Raw genomic sequence first — 21,292 nt, forward strand, 5'->3', positions numbered from 1 at the left:
TAAACCGCGAACCTCCACCACTCTATTTTATGGATATCTGTCTAATTCTCTTCCATCACAATGACTTTTATGTGACATGATAAATACTTGGGCTATTGTTATGCATTGGTTATCGATTTATTATCGTTAAAAAAATATCCAGATAATGAAAAAAAGCCCGTGTATATAACACGGGCCTCTCCATTATTTCAAATCCATTGGATTATATAGTTCAATGTCTGGATTTTTATCTTGGAACCAACGAAGTGCAAACTCATTTTCAAATAAGAATGCATATTTATCAAACCGGTCTTTAACAAGAATGCTTCTTGAGCTATGAAGATTTTCATCAAGCTTTTCATCTTCAGCCCAGCGTGTGATCTTACTACCCATGCGCTCCATCACGACTTCAACATTGTATTCATTCCTCATTCGATGCTCGAATACTTCAAATTGAAGTTGCCCAACCGCACCAAGCAGATATTCTTCCATCCGAACCGTTTTGAAGAGCTGAATTGCCCCTTCTTGTACGAGTTGGTTTATTCCTTTATGGAAATGTTTCTGTTTCATGACGTTTTTAGCTGTTACCCTCATGAATAATTCCGGTGTAAACTGAGGCAGCCTTTCAAACTGAAACATGTCTTTGCTTGTTGTAATCGTATCGCCAATTTGGTAGTTCCCGGTATCATATAAACCGATGATATCTCCGCTTACGGCTTCGTTTACGGTGTTGCGATCATCAGCCATGAATTGAGTAGAAGAAGAAAGGTTGATTGGTTTTCCTGTTCTGCTCAAGTTGACGCTCATTCCACGCTCGAATTTACCGGAGCAGATGCGAAGGAAAGCGATCCGATCACGGTGTTTTGGGTTCATATTCGCCTGGATCTTGAAAATGAATCCAGAAAAATCATTACTGACAGGACTCATTTCACCTGATGTAGTCATCCGTGCTTGTGGAGCTGGCGCAAACTTCAGATAAGCATCCAAAAACGTCTGAACACCAAATGTCGTTAAAGCACTTCCAAAAAATACGGGACTAAGTTTTCCATTCGCAATGTTTTCTTCGGAGAATTGGTTACCCGCTTCCGTCAAAAGCATTATTTCTTCCAAAGTTTGCTCATATAACTGGGAATCCTTAAGTTTATGATCCACTTCGAGTTCACCTTCGTCATTCAACGGAAGGAAACGCTCATCCCCTTCAGTTTTAAACTGTTCAATTCGATTATTGAACCTATCGTAAATGCCCACGAAGTCTTTTCCCATTCCAATCGGCCAGTTCATCGGGTATGTTTCAATACCTAATACCTCTTCAAGTTCGGCAAGCAATTCGAGCGGCATTTTACCTTGTCGGTCCATTTTATTGATAAAAGTGAAAATCGGGATACCCCTCATCCGGCATACTTTGAATAATTTAACCGTCTGGTCCTCGATCCCTTTTGCCGAATCGATGATCATCACGGCGCTATCAACAGCCATCAGTGTACGATATGTGTCTTCACTGAAGTCTTGGTGACCTGGTGTATCGAGAATATTAACACGGAAATCATCATAATCAAATTGCATGACCGAAGATGTAACGGAAATTCCCCGTTGCTTTTCAATCTCCATCCAGTCACTGGTTGCATACTTCCCTGTTTTTCTGGCTTTAACTGTTCCGGCATCACGAATCGCGCCACCAAACAGCAATAATTTTTCTGTCAAAGTCGTTTTCCCGGCATCCGGGTGAGAGATGATTGCAAAGGTCCGTCGGGATTGAACCTCGTCTTTTAATGTAGTCATAAAATTTTCCTTTCATTATTGGAGTCATCAATAAAAAAATTTATAGGAGGTTTATTGTATTTTTTACATTGGAATGGCAACCTTTCTTTGTATGCAAAGATCCTGATCATACACAATATATGTAAGAAGGAATATATCATAAGGCTTAAGCCTTGGCTACTCGGCATTCATTTCAATCAACCTTACTATTTTAACACGATATGAAGGAAAGATGTAGAGGTGAATGAATCACCATAGCGGGATTTGTACAGATAGCAAAACAAAAGACGCTTAATCAGCGCCCCTTATCCTAATTCATATGGTTATCGTTCATTTTTTCATGGTTTCCCAAACTTATCTTGCTGTTTTCATCGCTTTTTTGCTTTTCCAGCGTTTCTTTACTTCCTTGAATATGATGGGAGCAGCAAAAATGAGGGCCCTTTTTAATAATTTCTTCATTTTACATCAGTCCTTTCTTTCTTATCCTATACCCGATTATTTTCGTGAAAAACTTTAATGCCAATTGTTTTTGTAATTTGAAACATAAGGGAAACCAAGACTTTTAACCTCTTGGACTTGGAAATCCCCGTCAAATTAATCCAGGAAAATCCTTACCAGCATTACCGTTATACTTCCCCTCATAAAACATCCCTAATATTATTTTTCCCAAATGAAAATGTATAAATCACTTCCATTTGTTTTATCCTTTATAAAGGTGGGTATATACTAAAAAACTGGGAATTGCCTCAGAGGATGGATTTAGAAAAGGGTGAATATATCCTATAGGCATTCACACATTATCAAGCATCTTCATATGATTATTTTAACTTGAATGTAATGAGGGTGTTTGATAATGTGTGAAATTGATTTTTCCATCCAGGGGAAATCATCACCATTAATATTTTTAAAATTTTTAGGAGGATTCATCGAATGACAGTAACAGGTAAAGTAAAATGGTTCAATAGCGACAAAGGATTTGGATTCATCGAGGTACCAAACGAAGATGATGTATTCGTACATTTTTCCGCCATTCAAGGAGAAGGGTTCAAAAGCCTTGATGAAGGTCAAGAGGTTGAATTTGAGATTGAAGAAGGAAACCGCGGACCTCAAGCTAAAAACGTTGTAAAACTCTAAAGTATAGAAACATAAACATAAGTCATATGCATTGAAAAAGGATGCTTCCCATATTGGGGGCATCCTTTTATATTTCATTCATTCAAGTTTACCTGGCTTCTCATTCATTAAAATGATCCAAAATGAAGCCGGGTATATGTTCGCCAGAAAAACTCTTGATGTCCACATCCCTGCTATCTTTATAATAAAAGGCAGCTGAATACTCTCCGCCCCAACCGATTTGGGCATTATCAATGGCCGTTTCGATTTCCGAAACCGTGTTAATTTTCAAGTGGTTTTGCTGCTGTTCAATCTGTTGTGCAAGTTCACTTTCTGAATTCGAATTATAAATTTCCGGATTGGTCTTCGCAACCAAAATATATGAGATATCATCAGCCATTAACCGCGCTTCTTCTGCTTGCCCCGTATTTTCCATCCATTTTGAAAACTGAGTATAAGAAGAGTCCCATTTCATATAAATGATTTTGTTATTATTCAAATGAATGTCAATGGAGGCATAATCACCAAAAGAAGTTGTCATTTGGGCGAACGACTGATTATTCAGGTCCTCAGACAATGCCCGCACGGCTGCTTCCAGCTGTTGACCATCCGTGATCGTTACGGATTTGTCCACTTGTCCGCTCGCCGTTATCCTGATTTTAGAAACGTCTTTGGCGGAAACATTCAATAACTCATTAACTGTTTTTTTATATTCACTCGACTCATGAATTTTCGCCAATAGCGGCAGGTAAGAGTCGTAGTTTTGCAAATAATACTCTCTTGCTAACCGTTTTCCATTCTTGAGTTCATATATCAGAAATACGGATTGTCCGTCATTCAATTCACCAACGGAAACATTTTTTCCCTTTTCGATAATTTGCTGATGCAATAACCTGATTACGTCTATATTTTCCTTCTCTTTAAGATAAGTGGATGCGTTATCTGACGTACCATCTTCAAAAAATATGGGTGAATTGCCAATATATATTTGGCTAATCATCTTTTCATCAGGTACCTTGCCCTTATACTGAATGGGATCTATTTTTAAAATGAGGGCCAGTATAATAATAACCACCATAAATGCTACATAACCTTTCAGGTTGACCCGTATCCGCCAAGTCTTTTGCAGGACGATTTCCCCTAAATAAAATCCAAGCAAAGAACCGACGATATAACCGAAGAAAATCCACCCGGGTTTTCCTGTCGTTTCGCTAAAATAAAGTCCTGTAAACAACATCATGCATATTGTCAGGCCGAATTTAAATAATGGCTTAATCTTAGGAAAAACGAATGCCTGCGATACATGTTCCAGCTTTCTCCTCTCATAGAGAAAAAGAGAACAAAACAGAAAAAGAACGGTCAAAATACTGTAGATTAATGTATCAACCGAGAAAAGGGTGATTTTCTCCATCTCCGTTGCAGCTAATAAGGGTGAAATGCCATTCATATTGGCACTTAGATAATAATCTGAAGAAAATCCTGCTACCAAAAACTTCAGATTGGCTGCAAACAATATAAACAACCCCACCGGCAAAACAAGAATAATATAGGTGAACAGGCCTTGCAAGGCTGATAATCCCGTCACCATTCCAATTAAAACGGCAACAGAAAAGATCAAAACTTCCAAAATAAAAGTAATCCCCATCCAGGACCAAATATCCGGGATCGTATAAAGCCTTTCTATATCTATTGCCGAGTGGAATAATATCAATATTGAACCTGTAAATAAAATAGGCAAACCAATGAAGCCTATTCCCGTCCCTATCATATGAAAATAGATGTTGCGTCTAGTAATCGGTAAACTATGAATAAAATCTGAAGCTTGTTTCATCTGTAAAAACCGAAACAGGAAGATGGCAAGTAATACTGGAATGACGATGACCAAGACAAATTGAATCATCTGCTGACTGGAAAAAAGGTTTTCGAATTCCACATATTCATTATTCTCATTCAAAATAATCGTTAACATTTCCAGAGGCAGTGCAAATATGAGGCCGACGAAATATAGGAAACCGATCCAGCCAGTGCTTCTGAAAATATAGACAATCAGTTCTTTATTAAACCAGGTTATTCTGGATGACATAACCTATATCCCCCATTTCATAAATGAATATCTCCTCTAGGGTAAGGGGGAGAATATCGAATATTTCTGGCTGAAATTGATTAAAGTGCGATTTAATCATGGATTCTTTACCTTTAACAATGCAAACGATCACGCTGCCGCGTCTTTCCTTGTTAAGAATTTGAATTCCGTGGTATAAACCGTGGGGAATTTTATGTTTAAAGGCAATTTGCACTTTGTGTACATCCGCTTTTAAGTCGTCCAAATCCTTATGGATAACAAGCTCCCCATTATGTAGGATCCCTACATGATCGGCTAAATCTTCAATTTCCCGGAGATTATGGGAGGATATTAAAATCGTCATCTCCCTTTCTGAGACATCCTGAATCAATAACTGTTTCACATTCTTACGCATGACCGGATCTAACCCATCAAACGGTTCATCGAGGATGAGAACTTCCGGCATCGTCGAGAGTGCGAGCCAAAAAGCAACCTGCCTCTGCATACCCTTTGATAGTTTATGTATTTTATATTGGAAGGGTATCGGGAATACCTCCTGTAATTGGTTGAAACGTTCTTGATTCCAATCACTATAAATCTGGCTATAAAAACCTGCCATTTGCATGATCGTATAGTTAGCCAGGAAATAAGGTGTATCAGGGAGGAAGAAACAACGATTTTTCACATCACGGTTTTCAAACACATATGATCCATCAATAAGAACTTCACCGGCATCCTGTATCAGATTGCCTGAAAGCATTTTTAATAGAGTCGTTTTCCCCGCCCCATTGGAACCTAACAACCCGAATATGGATCCTTTTTGTATGACCAAGGTGACGTCCTTGATTGCTTCTTTTCCTTCATATAATTTACTCACCTGTTTTATTTCAATCATGAATCTCCCCCCTTTGCCAATGGACTGATTTCTTTTACTAATCTATAAATCTCATGTTTTTCGATACCGATATACAGAGCTTCAGCGAGTACCTTTGCAAGCTCGTGTCTGATCTTTTCTACTTTTAATGAATTTTTCAAAGATTTAGGAGGTGCCACGAAATTCCCTTTGCCTGGTAAAGTATAAATATAACCGTCAGCTTCAAGCTGCTTGTATGCTTTTTGGATCGTATTTGGATTGACGGTCAATTCCTGAGCCAATATTCGAATGGATGGGAGCTGATTATGTTCCTGTAAAACTTCATTGATCATTAGTTCCTTAAACTTATCCATCAATTGCTCATATATCGGCTTTCTACTTTGTACATCCAACTCAAACATCATCAACCCTCCTAGAACAATGGGTGTATTACACTTCCTAATACAGTTTATTATAAAACAATTTCTTCCAATTTAAAACAATAGCCTCCATAAACTCCCTATCATTTTGTTTAATAAGATTTATAGTAGGGAACTAATGATAGTAAGAATAAACAAAGGAGTTGTTTTCATTGAAACCATTATATACAGCTGCAGTTACCGTACACGGTGGTCGTGAAGGACATGTAAAGTCAGAGGACGGAATTTTGGATTTCGATGTGAGGTCACCGAAGGAATTAGGTGGTTCGGGTGAGCGCGCTACAAACCCTGAACAGTTATTTGCAGCCGGTTATGCGGCTTGTTTTGACAGTGCCTTGAATCTTGTTCTGCAAAAAGAAAAGAAAAAAGTCGATACATCCGTGACAGCAAATGTCACGATCGGTAAAGATGAGGAAGACAGCGGCTTTAAATTGGCTGTAAGGTTGGATGTTTCGATTCCTGACCTAAGCAGGGAAGAAGCCGAAGACTTTGCCAAAAAAGCTCACATGACCTGCCCCTATTCAAAAGCAACTCGCGGGAATGTCGACGTCACCTTGATTTTGGTATAAAGATTATGAAAGGGAATGGACCCGGCAGCGAAGCTTTGGTCCATTCCCTTTTCCTTATTTCACTTCTTCCAATCCCTTCATTTTCAAAAGAAAACCCAGACCTATTACGGCCATGATAATCAGTGACCCTAATGCCATCCGGCTCGCCAATGTACCGAGATCATGGAAAACCAACGTAATCGTTCCATATAAAAGCGGACCGATTATTGAAGAGACTTTTCCAGAGAATGCAAATAGTCCAAAAAATTGTCCCCTCTTCTCCTCTGGGGTCAATTCAATGATATATGTCCGTGATGTCACCCACATCGAACCCAGCGAAATGCCGAACATACTCCCTGCAACCCAGAACCAAAGAGCGGTTTGTGCGAAGACCGCTATAAATAAAGCGACCAAGAGCAGAATTCCCACATATGTCACAGCTAGCCGCGGTCCCTTCGACTGAGTGATGTATCCAAACATAAACGAACCGGCAATACTCGATACTGTCGATACCAAGTAAAGCAAAATGAAACCGCTTGAGGAAAATCCGACAACAGTCTTGGCATATACGGCCATCATGCCAATAGTGGTCGCAATTGCATCGTTTAAAAAGAAATAAGCAATCATGAATGTAAAAACCAATCGATAGGATTGCATCTCTTTAAATGTTGCTTTAATTTCCTTATAACCAGATAAAAAAGGTTGTTTGGCTTTTTGCTGTTTTGGAGTCTCTTTTAAAAAAAAGAATAAGGGAAGGGAAAAAACCAGAAATAAAATGGCCGTGGGCATAAAGGCTTCATGTGAACTACCTTTACTTATGAAAGGATAGATTGACAGTCCCACCAACGTTCCAAGGTATCCTACGGCCACTCCAAATCCTGATATAAGCGGCAATTGCTGTTTCGTACCTAAATCACTCATCATCGTATCATAGAAAACAAGACTTGAATGATAGAAAAACTTAGCTATCACAAATAAAAGAATGACGATCACTAAGGAAATTGGAATCCCCAGAAACTTTCCATCGAATGATAACCCTCCAAACACCCCCATTAAAAATGTACTTGCAACAGATATGAGCGTGAATATCATAATGTATTTTTTCATTTTTCCCGTTCGATCGATCATGACCCCGAACAGCGGGGAAAACAAAACAAGAAACAAACTGGCAATCGCATTTGCGTACGAGATGAAAGTACTGGCAATCTGATCAAGAACAGCATTTTCCCCAATCTGTTCCTGGAGGAAGAATGGAAAGAAAATCGTATTGATATTAGAGGAAAAAATCGTATTGGCAAAATCGTAAAAAGCCCATGAGAGAATGGGCAAGGAAAAATATAAACCAAAATTACCCTTCCATTTTTTAGACTTCGGTTTCACCTGCAATTCCATCTGCTTTCCCCCCTTATTGATACTTAAATTATATGTATTCCATACCTTTCCAATAAATCCTTTTATGTCTGAATAATCACATTGTGTAAAACATGATTTTTTCCTACCTAACATGTAAAATTATGAAATGAGGCTGTCAAATTGCAAATTTCTTTTATTTTCTTTAAGTTTGGGTAAATAATATCGAAGAATTTTAATTACTGTGTCTAAAAGGAGTGTGAAAGGTGATCGCATTTTTTCTTATTTTCTTGGTAACCATCCTTGTCTTGTTCGTTCTCTACTCTAAAAGAACAAAGAGTGATTTCCCTGAAAGCTTCTTAAAGCAGCATTCCCCCCTTAAAATTGGACATCGCGGTGCATCTGGATATTGCCCCGAGAATACAATGGCATCTTATATCAAAGCAATTGAATTGGGAGCTGATTGCCTGGAAGTGGATATCCATCTTAGTAAAGATGAAGTACTTGTGGTTCATCATGATCCCACCCTGGATCGAACCACAAGCGGCAAAGGGAACCTCCGTGATTACACCGCTGCCGAATTAAAGGAATTGGATGCAGGAAGCTGGTATCATACTCGGTATAAAAATGAAAGGATTCCTTTACTAAGTGAGGTATTGGAGAATTTCGGGTCAGAAGTTGGAATCTTAATCGAATTAAAACATCCATCTTCTTATCCCGGGATTGAAAAGAAACTTGCAGAAGAATTAGGGAAATTCCAAGAATATTCAACAGGTAATAATAGGATAATGGTTCATTCGTTCGATATGGAATCCATGAAAAGGTTTCATCAACTAATGCCGGACATACAAGTGGGCGTTTTGATAAAACGGCGCATTAATGACCAAAAATTAAAAGAGATTGCAGAGTTTGCATCATTTTTGAATCCAAAGCAAACGATTTTAAATACGAAGCTGCAAATGCGAATCCAAGAGCACGGGATGAAAGTATATACATGGACCGTCAACAATAAAAAACAAATGCGCATGTTTGAAAAGATGAAGTTAGATGGTATCATTTCCGACTTTCCTGATTATTTTTTGGATTGAAACTTTGAAATTAAAAAAATGAAAAAAACAATCCGCTAATGCGGATTGTTTTTTTCATAACATTGAAATGATTGTATCTCATGCGCATCCGTTCCATAATAGGCCCATCGCTGTTGACTTCGTCTCCATCGATAACCTGCCACGGAATTATAGCCCACATAAGTGGGGTAAAACCAAAATGAACGGCCATTTTTAAGCCAAACATACGTATTTTGGTATAAGCACCCTTTCATTGATCCAGCGTCAATTGCCTTATACATTCCATCGTGAAGTTGTGGAATAAATAAAGGCGGAGCTATATGAGGTGGGCCTCCTCCTTGCGGCGGCCGTGGCGGCGGCTCGCCCCGCCAGGCGGAGTCCTTACATCCATTATCTGATTTTCAAAAGGAAATGGCGCTGCCGAGTAATCATTTTCAATGTAACCGGGATGTGCATTTTGAGATAAATTATTTTCAGTACCGTTATGGTAGTTCTGTTGATCAAATGAATCGTACGGTTTCATATCTTTTCACCTCATGATTGAACTTCTTTTTATCCGAATGTAGACGAATGACCTGTGTGCAATCTTCGCTCAAATTACATCTCTGGATTCTAAAAAGACCTTTAACGTCAAATTATCACATCGGAAAATATTCCCTGTTTATTTTTTGAAAATACCCCTTATATTTTTTAGCTTCTTCCACTAGAATTTGATATAGTGTTCTTAATGATTTAGACTCAGTAAGATCAATAGTCATTCAAGGCCTTAAATCGTTACTTGCTTTATTACTTGGAGGCTAACCGAACTAAATTTTCTTATCTTAGAAAAAACGAGGGATTCCTATGTGGGAATTATTATTAGAATTCGATTATCAGACCGTTCGCCATGCGGTATGGGCAGGTTACTTATTTACCTTTGTCTTTCCACTGGCTGCTTTTTATTTCTTAAATAAAAAGCAATCGCTCTTGAACGATAAATATCAAGCTTCCGTTCATTCAGATAAAAGTAAATCCCCTGTTAATGCAGGCAGCATTTTTGATTGGCGCGGTGCACAGCGCTTTTTCACATTTATCCGGCAAAAGGACTCACCCGATGATTCCGATGAGCCAAGCCTCCTTCTCGTTGTTTAACCACTAACAATTCGAGGAGGAATCATTTTGAAGAAGAAAAACATGTTTCTATTTACCGTCCTATTTCTAGCAACGACCCTTTTGACAGGGTGCTCTGCAGCAACGAGCGGCCCATTTCATACTGCATTGGTTAACCCCATGACAAAAATGCTTGAATTTAATGCTGATTTATTTAATGGTAACTATGGTTTAAGCATCATCATGATGACATTTTTCATCCGTCTAGTCTTGCTTCCGCTGACTGCCAAGCAATATAAAACACAGCTCAGCATGAAAACGAAGATGAATGGGCTGAAACCGGAAATGACAGCAATCCAGCAGAAAATTAAAGAGACGAAAGATCCAGCTAAACAAAAGGCCCTTCAACAGGAAATGATGCAGCTTTACCAAAAACACGGAGTCAATCCTCTAAATATGGGATGTCTGCCGCTTTTGATTCAAATGCCGATTCTAATGGGTTTTTATTATGCGATTCAAGGTTCCCATGAAATTGCGACACATAGTTTCCTTTGGTACAGCCTTGGCCAGCCGAATATTGCCATGGCGATTATCGCTGGCGTAATTTATTACTTCCAATCGGTCATTTCCATGAGACAAATGCCGGAAGAACAGCAGAAGCAAATGAAGCTGATGAGCCTGCTCTCACCAGTAATGATTTTATTCATTTCTTTCTCCGCTCCTGCTGCATTGCCACTGTATTGGTCAATCGGAGGTTTATTCATGATTGTTCAATCCATCGTGCTTCAAAAAGTATATAAAAAAGACCATGCCAATGTCCCTGCTGTGACTGAAACGGTTATGAAAAAAAGCTAATCCAACTTTAAACTGTACCCTATAGAGCAGACACTTTAAAAAAGTCTGCCTTAGGATACTATTTTGTATATCAAATGAGTAAAAAGGTTTTAATAGAAAAAGAGATTGAAGTACTTTCAAATAATCCTTACGTGAAACCCGTGGGTTTTAAAGAAATCACTTATATGGACGATTTCAATCAAATTTCCATTTAAATATTCAGTTACCAAGTGATTCAGAAGGAAAAGACAAAAAAGTGCATTCCGCAGGGCGGAATGCACTTTTTTTATTTATTTCTTTGGCAATGGATTTGTTGAAACCTTTTCGAAAAACCGCTCTACATATTCGAAATCCGTGTAAAAGAACAATAATAGGTCACCCGGTTGTGATGCTTCCCAGGCTTTTACGAATGCATCCAATTCATTAGGTTCGATGAATGTTTGATCTTTATGTAACCCTGCTTCTACGGCAGCTTCCTGAAGCAGCCCGGCTACTTCGAAAGGCTCCCTTCCCCTCAAATCGTCGTCTTCTTTAATGATGAACAAATCAGAATTCATGGCCGCCACCTTGGAGAGCCTGATAAGCTCATCATCAATACGGTCCCCCGGTCCGGCCAAAACAGTAATTAGACGATTTTTATTATAGGCACTGACCGTTTCGAATATGGCCTTTAATCCTGCTTCATTATGGGCATAGTCGATGATGATCGTTCGCTCTTTCAACTTTTTTAAATTGAAACGCCCTTTGGACAAATTGGTATCAGGCATAAATGTGACAGCCTTTCTCCTTAGTTCTTCCATGGAGATCCCTTGTGTTTCGGCTGCGGCTAACGCCTGAAGTAAGTTGGCGATATTATGACGTGCCATGCCGTTAATCGTTATTGGTATCATGGAGCAATCCATAAATTGATGGATGACACCATCAGATGAATGACAGATCATGCCTTGTTCATTGACGTACCAAATTTTACAACCACCATTTATCGCTGCCTTCACGTGAGGCTGGGTGGCATCTGTAGAGGTATAAATGACCTCCCCATCTGTATAAGCGTTCATGGCAGCTACATTCGGATCATCTGCATTCAGTACACAATAGCCTGTTTTCAGCACAACTTCTGCTACCAGCCTCTTTAATTTTATCAGATCATCCAATGAATCGATTCCATCACGGCCAAGGTGATCCTCACTCACATTAGTAATGATCCCCACATCACATTTACGAAAAGCCAGACCTTCACGCAGAATGCCTCCCCGGGCCGTTTCCAAAACGGCTACATCAACTTCAGGATGGCCCAACACCATTCTTGCACTGACCGGGCCACTGCAGTCACCTTGATCCAATACCTCATCGCCGATATATACTCCATCAGAATTCGTCATACCTACCTTTGTTTTTTCATTAGTAAGAAAATAATGAACCAATCGGGTGGTTGTCGTCTTTCCATTTGTTCCGGTCACTGCGATGATCGGTATAGCTGCCTCTTCCCGAGTCGGAAATAAATAATCGACAATGGCTTTGCCTACATCCCTTTTTTCTCCTTCACTCGGATAATGATGCATTCGAATTCCCGGTGCAGCATTCACTTCAATAATTGCAGTCCGTGAATGTTCGATCGGTTTTGATATATCCTCACAGATAAAATCTATTCCGGCTATATCCAAACCAATCGCTTTCGCGGCAGCAACCGCCATATTCCTAATGCTTGGATGGACCTGGTCCGTTACATCGATTGCCTTTCCACCAGTCGAAAGATTTGCATTGCCGACAACTTGAACCAATTCCCCTTGGTTCGGAATGGTATCCAGCGTCCGGTTCGATTTTTCCAAGTAACACGTAACGGTATGTGTAAGCGGAATTCTTGACATCGGCTTTTCATGACCTTCCCCCCGCAATGCATGACGATTTTCCTTTTCTATCAAATTGCGTATTGTTTCCTTACCGTTTCCAATAATATAAGGAGGAAGCCTCAAACTAGCGGCTATAAGTTCTCCATTGACTATCAGTAACCGATAATCATGTCCTTCAATATGCCGTTCGACAATGTACTTCTCCACATGCGACTCCAAACAATTGACGACATTGAATAGTTCATCCTTATTTTTGATATGGGTGATGACACCTTGCCCTTGTCTCCCATTATACGGTTTTATGACCAGTGGGAAACCCAGCTTGTCCGCCGAGGTAAAGATATCTTCAATGGAATGGGCAACTTCACCTTCAGGTATAGGAAGGCCACACCCTCTTAAAATTGATTTGGTCATTGATTTATCACATGAATTCTCAACTGCAATATTCGATGTCTGGCTAGAAATTGTCGCCTGGACATACTTCTGCCTTGAACCCGTTCCTAAACGTAGTAAACTTTCATCACCCATTCGCTCGACAGGGATATTTTTTGCTTGTGCAGCCTTAAAAATGGCTTCGGTACTTGGCCCCAGTTTATTTCTATAATATAACTGCTCTATTTGTTTTACATAAGATTGTACATTTATAAGTTTTTCACCATTCAGGATGGCTTCCACGATATCTTTCGCTGCTAAAAAAGCTTGAAGTCCCGAGTGAGGCTCCTGATAGTCAAAGGTAACATAATAAAAACCCTTCTTTTCCATCATTATCGTTTTTCCACGAATGGCTTCGATGCCGGCCAAGTTTTGAAGTTCAATCGTCATATGCTCCAATATATGTCCCATCCATGTTCCTTTTCTCAGCCTTTCGGCGAAACCGCCTCGATACCCTTTTGAACATGAATGGCTTCCCAAGTTCGGGAGCGCCTTTAACAATTTTTCATTGAATCCAGGTATTGAATCAGATGGTTTCTGTTCCAGTTCCCCTATATCCAATTCAATGCAAATCGTCGGTGTATAAGCAAAATAATTAGGTCCTTTTAAATAACGGACTCGATTGATTATCATTGTTGGATCCCCTTTTTCATCAACAATTTCCTGTTAAGCAGATCAAAACGGTATCCCCTGGTTAGTGCATGAAGGTTAAATCCCGAAAGAGTCAACTCTTCACTACCATTATCAGAAGATGTGATATTGATATAATCACTATTGCTGCCATCAAGAACCAATACTTGATGTTGGCCAAAGACTTCAAAATGACCGTCTTTTACTAAAATTGCTGTATTTTCATCAATTCCGATACCCATAATTTCTTTATTCCCTGCTATCGCACTTAACAGTCGGTCAAAGCGGCCACGCTGGGAAAAGTGTTGATCAATTATCAGGCCGTCAAGGAAGCCGAAACCCATCCCGATCTCAACCTTTAACTTATTATCATTCAGCATCGTGTCGGCAGCAACGATCATATGCTTACCTAAAATGGAAGCTCCAGCACTTGTCCCTGCTATCACCATTCCATTATGCCAGGCTTTAGAAAGGGCATTGTGGAATTTGGATTTTCCAATCAACTCAGACAACCGGCTTTGGTTTCCTCCAGAAATGAAGATGGCGGAAAAAGAGGTCAGCTGTTCACAAATCGCCGGATCATCTGCATCCTGCCTTGAGTCCAGCTTGATCACTTCCACCCTGTCCACGCCTAAATCCCTGAAAACCTTGATATACTCCGTACTCACTTCTTCAGGAATTTCACTCGCTGTAGGCAATATTCCTATTCCGCCCTCTGAACGGATTGCAAGCTGGACAAATTTATTTAATACTTCACCTTCAAGGCATTTATCCTCTGCCCCGCCAATGATAAGTAATTCACCACAATTCATTCCTCATACTCACCTTTACAAATGGATTAAGATCATGAAATTGCTCTATACAGAACACATAATGACTAGTATGGCAACTTGTCCTAGTCTTCATTCATAAAAATGGTAAACTATAGAATTTTGTTTAACTTAATGAAAAGAGAGGAAAAGTAATAGAGTAAATAATAAAAGGAGTGTGCAAAGATGAGCCAAAACCAATTAAAAGAAAAAGTATTGAACATCATCCGTGATCATAAAATAGGAGTTTTATCATCTGTAGAAAATAACAAACCACATTCACGCTATATGACATTTTTTAACGAAGAATTAACTTTATTCACACCAACGAGTGCAAATACGGAAAAAATTGATGAAATTGAAAAGAATCCTAATGTCCATATCCTGATTGGCTATGAAAATGAAGGATTAGGCGATTCATACTTAGAAATCTCAGGAACCTCGAAAATTAACGATTCACAGGAACTGAAGGATAAATTATGGAATGAGTCTTTTAAAGATTGGTTTGACGGTCCGAAAGATCCAAATTATTTAATCCTTCAAATTAAGCCCGAGAGCATCCGATTGATGAACAACAATGGTGAACCTTCACAAGAATTATCATTATAAATGAATTATTATTTGGCATTTACGAGTCAATGAGCAAAATTCACGAGTAAATGTGCAAAACTCACAAGTATTTGACCGAAACTCACGAGTAAAATGGCAAAACTCACGAGTATTTGACCGAAACTCACGAGTAAAATGGCAAAATTCACGAGTATTTGACCGAAATTCACGAGTAAATGTGCCAAATTCACGAGTATTTGACCGAAACTCACGAGTAAAATGGCAAAACTCACGAGTATTTGACCGAAACTCACGAGTAAAATGGCAAAATTCACGAGTATTTGACCGAAATTCACGAGTAAATGTGCCAAACTCACGAGTATTTGACCGAAACTCACGAGTAAAATGGCAAAATTCACGAGTATTTGACCGAAACTCACGAGTAAATGTGCCAAATTCACGAGTATTTGACCGAAACTCACGAGTAAAATGGCGAAACTCACGAGTATTTGACCGAAACTCACGAGTAAATGGCAAAATTCACGAGTATTTGACCGAAACTCACGAGTAAAATAAAGTTTGTTATAAAAATCAGTTAAAAACCCGCACTCATATTACATGAGTGCGGGCTTTTTTCACGATTAGACCAATTCTGATTGGATATAATGCAAAATGAGATTGGCTGTATGCTTTAAAGAAGAGACGTGTGTCCTCTCGAAGGCATGGGAAGCATCAATCCCCGGTCCGATCAGACCATGTACGACATCATATCCTGCCCGGATTGCAGCCGAAGCGTCCGATCCATAATACGGATAAATATCGACGCGATAGTCAACAGCATTCGCTTGGGCAAGTGTGACCAGATGCTGACGTAATTTATAATGATACGGACCCGAGGAGTCTTTAGCGCAAATGGAAACGCTGAATTCATCCGTCGTTTGTCCACTACCGATCGCGCCCATATCGACAGCTAGATATTCGACTGTTTTCTCTGGGATATTGGAATTGCCTCCATAGCCGATTTCTTCATTGTTGGAAATCAGGAAATGGGTCGTATATGCCAATTTAATCTTACCTGCGGAAATGAGGTCAATGATATGAAGGAGGATGCCAACGCTAGCCTTATCATCCAAATGCCTTGATTTTAAAAAGCCTGTATCCGTCAATTCCACTCTAGGTTCAAAGGAAACAAAATCTCCAACAGATATACCGATGGCCTCCGTTTCCGCTTTATTTTTCACGATAGCATCTATACGGACTTCAATTGTCTCATCATCGCGCTTGGCATCCCCGGCATTTTTATATACATGGACAGAGGTCTGATTGATTAAAATGGTGCCGGTGATAATGGTCCCATCAGCTGTATGGATTTTACAATACTCCCCTTCCACTGAGTTCCAGCGGAAACCGCCGATCATCGTCAATTTAAGGCGGCCATTCGCCTTGATTTCCTTCACCATGGCTCCCAGGGTATCGACATGGGCAGTCAGCAATCGATGTTTGCCATCATCTTCTCCTTTTAATGAAGCAAGTAGTGCACCTTTATTCGTGATTTTGTAAGGAATCTGCCTCTTCTCCATGAATTCGGCCGCATATTTAATGGCTTGCTCTGTAAAGCCGGAGGGGCTGGGTATTGATACCAATTCTTTTATGTAAGATACGATTTCCTTTTCTTCGATAACACTCATGCATATCGCTCCTTTCTTCTTTGTCCATTATATCTTTTCATGGCAACTTTTAACATATTAAAAGACCGTCAAAAAACGGTCCTTTAATCGATTTAACTCATATGGGCCAGGACAGGCAAAATGGCCATAATTAGTGTTGAAATGCCATATAACGCTAAATTCTCCATATGCACTTTTCTTTTCCACTTATCGCGCCATACTTTGTATCTGCTCATATCTTCGTTACTCATAAAAAAACCTCCTTGATGATGAAAGTTCAACTTACTTTAACTGTCTTTGTTTGTTGGACATTTCCTTCATATATTCCAAGAAGGCAATTCTCTTTTCGTCTGATAGGCTACAATGTCTGCAATGATTTCCTCTTCAAGAGGTTTCAGTAAACGGCCAACCGATTCAGTAAACAATATTTCTAACTCTCTCTTTGTTTCATTAGGATTTCTCACTTCCATCAACATCACCCTTCCAATTACTTACTATTATGTATTTAACCTTAATACACACCTTTGAAACGTAAAAAAAATCGGCCGCCCATGCAGGCAGCCGATTGGATTCATCAATTAAATTATTTAGTTACACCCACATTATGCCACTGATATTGGCGGCCTGCAAGGAAATCATAACCAGTAACTCGATCATTGACTCCAGCCAACTGATAACGGAATAATGTCGGAATTACTGGTACCTCTTCATGGATCAATTCTTGCCACTCATTGTAGGTATCGATCCTATATTGATCATCGAAGGCCTCCTCTGAAATCCCTTTAGCAAGAAGCTCATCATTTTTTTCATTCACCCAGCGAGTATAGTTGAATTCTGCAGATCTGGACCATAAGCCTGATGGATCCGGATCGGAAGCGACTCCCCATGCAGCTTGATAAATATCAACTTTGTCATTATCCTTTTTCAGTAGGTCATAGAATGAATTGAACTCATGCAGCCTTCCATCCTGCAATTCAACATCCAATCCGACTTGTTCCCATTGTTGGATATAATACCTTGCAAGAGGTTCGGAAACATCGGAGCCACTCATGGAAGCAAAGTTGATCTTGAACTCTTTTCCATCTGCATCTTCACGAATGCCATCCTTATTCGTATCTACGAATCCTGCTTCATCCAAAAGTTTTTTAGCTTTTTCAGGATCATATTCATATGCTTTTACATCTTTATTGTTATATTTAAAGTTTGGTGTAATGACCGAGTTGGCAGGGAATCGGAGGCCCTTGTACATTTTTTCGCCAACTTCTTCATTATTGATTGCATATGCCATCGCCTGACGAAGGCGTTTGTCTCCGAATTTTGGATTCTCATCCATAACATTTTCTTCTTTTTCCTTATCATAATGACCGAAATTGAAACCAATATAGGTATAAGCCAATTCAACTTTCCCCAACAATTCGACATTATCCAATTCCTTGGCCTGGTCATATTGCTCAGCCAGGACCTCCGCTACATCGAGGTCACCATTTTCAAGTGACTTAACGACAATAGACGGATTCACGACTTTCAATGTGACACTGTCCAATTTAGGTGCACCACGGTAATAATCTTTATTCGCTTCGAATTCGACGGCTTCCCCTTGGACGATTTTCTTCACTTTAAATGGTCCAAAACCAATCGGATTTTTACGGATTTTATCTGAAGATTCCAACTCGGCAATTGGAACATCTTTTAAGTATTCTTTATGGAGCGGGTATGTCCATAATCCAGTCGTGACGGAAGGGTTCGCTTTCTTGAAAGTGAAAGTAATTTTCTTGTCGTCCACTTTAATGCCTGAAATCTTATCCGCTTTCCCTTCATGATACTCTTCCATACCCTCGATTAAAGCCATTTGTTCATCATAACGTACACCTTTGTAATCTTTGCTTCCCATGACAAGATATGCATATTCTAAATCCGCACCTGTCACAGGCTTGCCATCTTGCCATTTCACATTATCCTTAATCGTCAGGGTAACCGTTTTATGATCGTCTGAAATCTCATAGGAAGCGGCACCTTCATTCGTGTATACATAGTTTTCGTCTGTATCCAATAAATCCTCATCAAAGAATGTGATAACTTGGTTATCGGGTTCGCCTTGATAGAAAACTTTGTTCAAAATCCCTTCAAACGGGGTATCGGATACCAATCCATATGTCAAATGGCCGCCTTCAATCGGCTCTCCTTGATTAGTCGTCTTTGTCGGGAATTTAGAGGTATCGACCTGTTCGACATCTTTCCCTTTTTTCTCTTTCGTTGACGATTTCTCCGTATCGTTCGAACATGCAGCAAGCAGTAGAGACGAAATGGCCAATGCACTTAATACCTTACTATAGCTTTTGATTTTCATATCATACACTCCCCTTTTTTTATGCTCTTCTTTGTCTTGCATCGGCGGCGCGCTTTAACGCTTGACCAACGAAATTTATACTCAGCATCAACACTAAAATCATGAGTGATGCGGGTACCCATATCCACCACTTGTTTTCCAGAACATCTGGATTTCGAGCATAACTGATGAGCGTCCCGAGACTCGGTGAGCTCTCCGGAAGACCGAACCCTAAGAAAGTCAAACTGGATTCTAGGCCAATATTGCCTGCAAGGTTCAAAATGAAGTTAACGATGATCAGTGAACTGACATTGGGCAGAAGCTGAAAAAGGATGATTTTCCAATGTGGCGTCCCAAGTGTCTGAGAGGCATGGATATAATCCAGCTCACGCTCTGACAAAGCCTTTGAACGAATCAGCCTTGCTTTTCCAGTCCATAAAAACATCGTCATGATTAAAATGAAAACATATACATTGAAGATCGGAACTATCGTGACTACAACGATGATGAACATCAATTGCGGTAGGGAAATCACGAAATCGATAACACGCATGATCACATTATCGGTTGCCCCTCCAAAGTAGCCAGCAAGTAGCCCTAATGATAAACCGATGATAGCCGTGAATAATGTAATGAATAAACTGATCGTGAATGAATTTCTGGTACCTATTATCAGTTGCCCGAATACATCCCGGCCACCATAATCGGTTCCAAGCCAATAGTCTGAAGATGGTTCCATATAAATGGAGAGGAAATCGACCTTGGCTATTTCCTTGGCATCCATGAAGAGAGACGCACCGTAAACGAAAAGCAATATGGCTGCTAATATAATCAATGAGCCCATTGCAAGCTTGTCTTTTTTGATTTCCTCCCAGATGATTTTAATTCCTGAAGGGCTCACATCTTTCACTTGTATGTTCTTTCCGGTTTCCACTTTCATTTCCATACGACTCACCCCGCTCCTATTCTATCCGTATGCGCGGATCGACCGCACTAAGTATGATGTCCGAAAGAAGAGTGCCAAGCAGAGTGGCAAATCCCGTCATCATGACGATAGCCGTGACAACGCTGAAATCCCGCAGACTGACTGAACTAAGGAAAAGCTGACCTAGTCCCGGATAACTGAAAATGGTCTCGATTATGACCGCGCCGCCGATCAATCCAGTAATTTCATAACCTAAGAATGCCGCTATCGGTAAAAAGGAATTCCTAAGGATATGCCGTGAATATACTTTTGATTCAGGCACTCCCTTCGAACGCGCAGTCCTTACGAAATCCTTGATTTTATTATCGATGATTTCATTTCGCAAGTATTGGATCGTGCTTGTTGTTGCAATTAAAGCTGTACTTAAAGCTGGTAAAATCAAATGATTGATCTTACTTACAACATAGGCGAATGTTCCTTCATCCACTTTGGAATCGACACTGCCACCAGACGGGAACCAATCCAAGGCAAATCCGAAAACGAATAACATGATTAAAGCAAAAATGAAAATCGGTGTACCAAACCCTACATAGCTATAACCCGTAACGGTTTTATCCACCCAGGTATCGTTATACCTTCCGCTAAGTATGCCTAATGGAATTGCAAGCATATATGTAAAGATCAGAGTGACCAACGCCAGGAACACCGTGTTCCAAAGCCTGTCTTCGATAACATCCATGACGGGCGTTTTATGTGTATAGGAAATACCGAAATCCCCCTGTACAGCATTGGATGCCCACCTTAAATATTGTTGGTACCAAGGGTCATTCAAACCCAGTTCCTCCCTTATCCTATCAAGCTCGGCTGGATTGGCCCTAGGGTTGATTTCCTGGCCTGACAAAGCATCTCCCGGCATTGCTTTTGCCATCATGAATACGATGATGCTCAATAAAAAGAGCTGCGGGATCATTACTAATAAACGTCTAAGGATAAACTTCCACATATTCTTTTCAC

The 21,292-nt window shown here is 39.9% G+C and carries 21 protein-coding genes; 6 read left to right on the forward strand and 15 right to left on the reverse strand.

Annotation, left to right across the window (positions count from 1 at the left end; translation table 11 throughout):
- Nucleotides 1–183: 183 nt before the first annotated feature.
- The gene (locus tag QUF86_RS25305; protein ID WP_289317348.1) at nt 184–1,758 is read right to left on the reverse strand and encodes a peptide chain release factor 3; all 1,575 of its coding nucleotides are present in this window, start codon (nt 1,756–1,758) and stop codon (nt 184–186) included.
- 909 nt (nt 1,759–2,667) lie between these two features.
- On the opposite strand from QUF86_RS25305, the gene QUF86_RS25310 reads away from it, so the two are divergent.
- The gene (locus QUF86_RS25310) at nt 2,668–2,871 is read left to right on the forward strand and encodes a cold-shock protein (RefSeq protein ID WP_061462203.1); all 204 of its coding nucleotides are present in this window, start codon (nt 2,668–2,670) and stop codon (nt 2,869–2,871) included.
- 100 nt (nt 2,872–2,971) lie between these two features.
- Here QUF86_RS25310 and QUF86_RS25315 read toward each other — a convergent pair whose 3' ends face one another.
- Genes QUF86_RS25315 through QUF86_RS25325 form a run of 3 tightly spaced genes read right to left on the reverse strand, consistent with a single transcriptional unit; the run spans nt 2,972 to nt 6,187 of the window.
- Complete coding sequence (locus tag QUF86_RS25315) at nt 2,972–4,933, reverse strand: DUF6449 domain-containing protein (RefSeq protein ID WP_289336030.1); 1,962 nt, start codon at nt 4,931–4,933, stop codon at nt 2,972–2,974.
- Nucleotides 4,908–5,807: an ABC transporter ATP-binding protein gene (locus QUF86_RS25320; RefSeq protein ID WP_289336031.1), complete on the reverse strand. Its 900-nt coding sequence runs from the start codon at nt 5,805–5,807 to the stop codon at nt 4,908–4,910. Before QUF86_RS25320 ends, QUF86_RS25315 begins: the two co-directional genes overlap by 26 nt.
- Nucleotides 5,804–6,187 carry a GntR family transcriptional regulator gene (locus tag QUF86_RS25325; protein ID WP_289336032.1) on the reverse strand — a complete coding sequence of 128 codons (384 nt, stop codon included), beginning with the start codon at nt 6,185–6,187 and terminating at the stop codon, nt 5,804–5,806. Before QUF86_RS25325 ends, QUF86_RS25320 begins: the two co-directional genes overlap by 4 nt.
- Nucleotides 6,188–6,357: 170 nt before the next feature.
- On the opposite strand from QUF86_RS25325, the gene QUF86_RS25330 reads away from it, so the two are divergent.
- Nucleotides 6,358–6,774 carry an organic hydroperoxide resistance protein gene (locus QUF86_RS25330; protein ID WP_289336033.1) on the forward strand — a complete coding sequence of 139 codons (417 nt, stop codon included), beginning with the start codon at nt 6,358–6,360 and terminating at the stop codon, nt 6,772–6,774.
- A 54-nt stretch (nt 6,775–6,828) separates the two neighbouring features.
- Here the strand turns inward: QUF86_RS25330 and QUF86_RS25335 are convergent, their stop codons facing one another.
- A complete protein-coding gene (locus tag QUF86_RS25335) occupies nt 6,829–8,145 on the reverse strand; it encodes an MFS transporter (RefSeq protein ID WP_289317353.1) in 1,317 nt (438 codons plus the stop codon).
- 224 nt (nt 8,146–8,369) lie between these two features.
- Here QUF86_RS25335 and QUF86_RS25340 point away from each other — a divergent pair, with 224 nt between their 5' ends.
- Nucleotides 8,370–9,191, forward strand: a complete 822-nt coding sequence (locus QUF86_RS25340; RefSeq protein WP_289336034.1) for a glycerophosphodiester phosphodiesterase — start codon at nt 8,370–8,372, stop codon at nt 9,189–9,191.
- A 295-nt stretch (nt 9,192–9,486) separates the two neighbouring features.
- On the opposite strand, the gene QUF86_RS25345 is transcribed toward QUF86_RS25340, so the two are convergent.
- On the reverse strand, nt 9,487–9,693 hold the full coding sequence (locus QUF86_RS25345) for a hypothetical protein (RefSeq protein WP_289336035.1): 207 nt from the start codon (nt 9,691–9,693) through the stop codon (nt 9,487–9,489).
- A gap of 320 nt (nt 9,694–10,013) precedes the next feature.
- Here QUF86_RS25345 and QUF86_RS25350 point away from each other — a divergent pair, with 320 nt between their 5' ends.
- Together QUF86_RS25350 and yidC are read left to right on the forward strand one after the other, a co-directional pair.
- Nucleotides 10,014–10,301: a hypothetical protein gene (locus tag QUF86_RS25350; protein ID WP_289317356.1), complete on the forward strand. Its 288-nt coding sequence runs from the start codon at nt 10,014–10,016 to the stop codon at nt 10,299–10,301.
- A gap of 27 nt (nt 10,302–10,328) precedes the next feature.
- A complete protein-coding gene (yidC, locus tag QUF86_RS25355) occupies nt 10,329–11,114 on the forward strand; it encodes a membrane protein insertase YidC (protein WP_289336036.1) in 786 nt (261 codons plus the stop codon).
- Between the two features lie 269 nt (nt 11,115–11,383).
- Here the strand turns inward: yidC and cphA are convergent, their stop codons facing one another.
- Both cphA and QUF86_RS25365 read right to left on the reverse strand, forming a co-directional pair.
- Nucleotides 11,384–14,005, reverse strand: a complete 2,622-nt coding sequence (gene cphA / locus QUF86_RS25360; RefSeq protein ID WP_289336037.1) for a cyanophycin synthetase — start codon at nt 14,003–14,005, stop codon at nt 11,384–11,386.
- Entirely contained in the window at nt 14,002–14,814 is an 813-nt protein-coding gene (locus tag QUF86_RS25365) for a cyanophycinase (RefSeq protein WP_289336038.1), read from the reverse strand. Before QUF86_RS25365 ends, cphA begins: the two co-directional genes overlap by 4 nt.
- A 183-nt stretch (nt 14,815–14,997) precedes the next feature.
- Between QUF86_RS25365 and QUF86_RS25370 the strand changes: the two genes are divergently transcribed.
- Nucleotides 14,998–15,420, forward strand: coding sequence for a pyridoxamine 5'-phosphate oxidase family protein (locus tag QUF86_RS25370; protein ID WP_289336039.1), 423 nt, complete (start codon nt 14,998–15,000; stop codon nt 15,418–15,420).
- 26 nt (nt 15,421–15,446) lie between these two features.
- Here the strand turns inward: QUF86_RS25370 and QUF86_RS25375 are convergent, their stop codons facing one another.
- The 7 genes from QUF86_RS25375 to opp4B all read right to left on the reverse strand — a co-directional run bounded on the left by QUF86_RS25375 (nt 15,447) and on the right by opp4B (nt 21,281).
- Nucleotides 15,447–15,884: a hypothetical protein gene (locus QUF86_RS25375; RefSeq protein ID WP_289336040.1), complete on the reverse strand. Its 438-nt coding sequence runs from the start codon at nt 15,882–15,884 to the stop codon at nt 15,447–15,449.
- Between the two features lie 117 nt (nt 15,885–16,001).
- Nucleotides 16,002–17,048, reverse strand: a complete 1,047-nt coding sequence (locus tag QUF86_RS25380; protein ID WP_289336041.1) for a M42 family metallopeptidase — start codon at nt 17,046–17,048, stop codon at nt 16,002–16,004.
- A gap of 92 nt (nt 17,049–17,140) precedes the next feature.
- Nucleotides 17,141–17,278 (reverse strand): hypothetical protein, encoded by a 138-nt coding sequence (locus QUF86_RS25385; RefSeq protein WP_289336042.1) that lies wholly within the window; start codon nt 17,276–17,278, stop codon nt 17,141–17,143.
- Between the two features lie 66 nt (nt 17,279–17,344).
- A complete protein-coding gene (locus QUF86_RS25390; protein WP_289336043.1) occupies nt 17,345–17,497 on the reverse strand; it encodes a hypothetical protein in 153 nt (50 codons plus the stop codon).
- Between the two features lie 113 nt (nt 17,498–17,610).
- Entirely contained in the window at nt 17,611–19,374 is a 1,764-nt protein-coding gene (opp4A, locus tag QUF86_RS25395) for an oligopeptide ABC transporter substrate-binding protein (RefSeq protein WP_289336044.1), read from the reverse strand.
- A 19-nt stretch (nt 19,375–19,393) separates the two neighbouring features.
- Nucleotides 19,394–20,293: an ABC transporter permease gene (locus tag QUF86_RS25400; RefSeq protein WP_421157033.1), complete on the reverse strand. Its 900-nt coding sequence runs from the start codon at nt 20,291–20,293 to the stop codon at nt 19,394–19,396.
- A 22-nt stretch (nt 20,294–20,315) separates the two neighbouring features.
- Nucleotides 20,316–21,281: an oligopeptide ABC transporter permease gene (opp4B, locus tag QUF86_RS25405; protein WP_214743605.1), complete on the reverse strand. Its 966-nt coding sequence runs from the start codon at nt 21,279–21,281 to the stop codon at nt 20,316–20,318.
- Between the last annotated feature and the right edge of the window lie 11 nt (nt 21,282–21,292).

The sequence above is a fragment of the Peribacillus sp. NJ11 genome (assembly GCF_030348405.1).
GTDB lineage: Bacteria > Bacillota > Bacilli > Bacillales > DSM-1321 > Peribacillus.